1 protein-coding gene and 2 pseudogenes are annotated in these 1,026 nt (G+C 71.9%); 2 read left to right on the top strand and 1 reads right to left on the bottom strand.

Annotated features, from left to right (window positions below; genetic code table 11):
* Window positions 1–160: pseudogene (locus tag JNW98_RS35715) on the top strand (galactokinase); the annotation flags it as partial.
* 37 nt (window positions 161–197) lie between these two features.
* Here the strand turns inward: JNW98_RS35715 and JNW98_RS35710 are convergent.
* On the bottom strand, window positions 198–644 hold the full coding sequence (locus tag JNW98_RS35710) for a GNAT family N-acetyltransferase (protein ID WP_223772401.1): 447 nt from the start codon (window positions 642–644) through the stop codon (window positions 198–200).
* 226 nt (window positions 645–870) lie between these two features.
* On the opposite strand from JNW98_RS35710, the pseudogene JNW98_RS35705 reads away from it, so the two are divergent.
* A pseudogene (locus JNW98_RS35705) lies at window positions 871–1,026 on the top strand (DNA-binding response regulator); the annotation flags it as partial.

Genomic DNA, 1,026 nt, shown 5'->3' with positions numbered 1-1,026 from the left:
GACCGGCGGGGGGTTCGGGGGTTCGGCGATCGCGCTGGTGACGGAGGAGCGGGCGGAGGCGGTGGCGCGGGCCGTCGCCGCGGCCTTCGCGGCCGCCGGGTTCGGGGCGCCGGCCGTGTTCGCGGTGACGGCGGGGGCGGGGGCCGGGCGGGACGCCTGACGGCGGCGGCGCGTGAGGAGGGGGCGCCCGATCACCCTTACGGGGTCAGAGACTTGATCAATGTGTACTCGGTGACACCCGGCGGGTAGTCCTCCACCGTGGCCACCACGCGGTAGCCCTGCTTGAGGTAGAAGTCCGGGGCCTGGAAGTCCCAGGTCTCCACCCGGCTGCCGGCGCAGCCGTGCCGCCGGCGGGCGCTCTCCTCGGCCTCGGCCACGAGCCGGCCGCCGAGTCCCGTGCCGCGGTGCCGCGCGTCGACCCAGAGGAGTTCGATGTGCAGCCAGTGGTACTGGACGTATCCGGTGAGGCCGCCCGTCAACTCGCCGTCCGCGCCGATGGCGTAGACCTCGAGGGGGATGCTGTCGTCGGCGGGAGTGCCGCGCAGGGAGCGCAGCACGGTGGACCGTTCGGAGTTGTCATCGTGGAGGCGCTGTTCAACCACATCGCGTCGTTCCGCGTCGTTCACTGCCTCAATACTGAACATAAAGCTCACGATAAACATCTGGGTCAAGCAGTTTTGCGAATCGGCTTCCGTTGTCGGACCCCGGCCGTACGCTGAGCAGAGCGTCGGTGGGGGCCGACGCCGATCAGGGGGCGAGACAGGCAGGTACGACGCCCGGGGTGGGGTAGTTGTCAGGGCACGGCGGCGGCCGTGCGTGTGCGACGGCTCCGTACCGGGCGCCGTACCCGCACTGCGCGCCTCCCCGAATTTGGGGGTGGTTGTGGCACGTATTCGGGTATTGGTGGTCGACGACCACCGCATCTTCGCCGAGTCGCTCGCCGCCGCCCTCGCGGCCGAGCAGGACGTGGACGTCTCGGCGGCCGGCAGCGGGCCGGCGGCCCTGCGCGCCCTGGAGCGCGCGGCG

It is taken from the genome of Streptomyces huiliensis (assembly GCF_020037025.1).
GTDB classification, from domain to species: domain Bacteria; phylum Actinomycetota; class Actinomycetes; order Streptomycetales; family Streptomycetaceae; genus Streptomyces; species Streptomyces huiliensis.
This window is presented reverse-complemented; position numbering and strand designations above follow the sequence as displayed.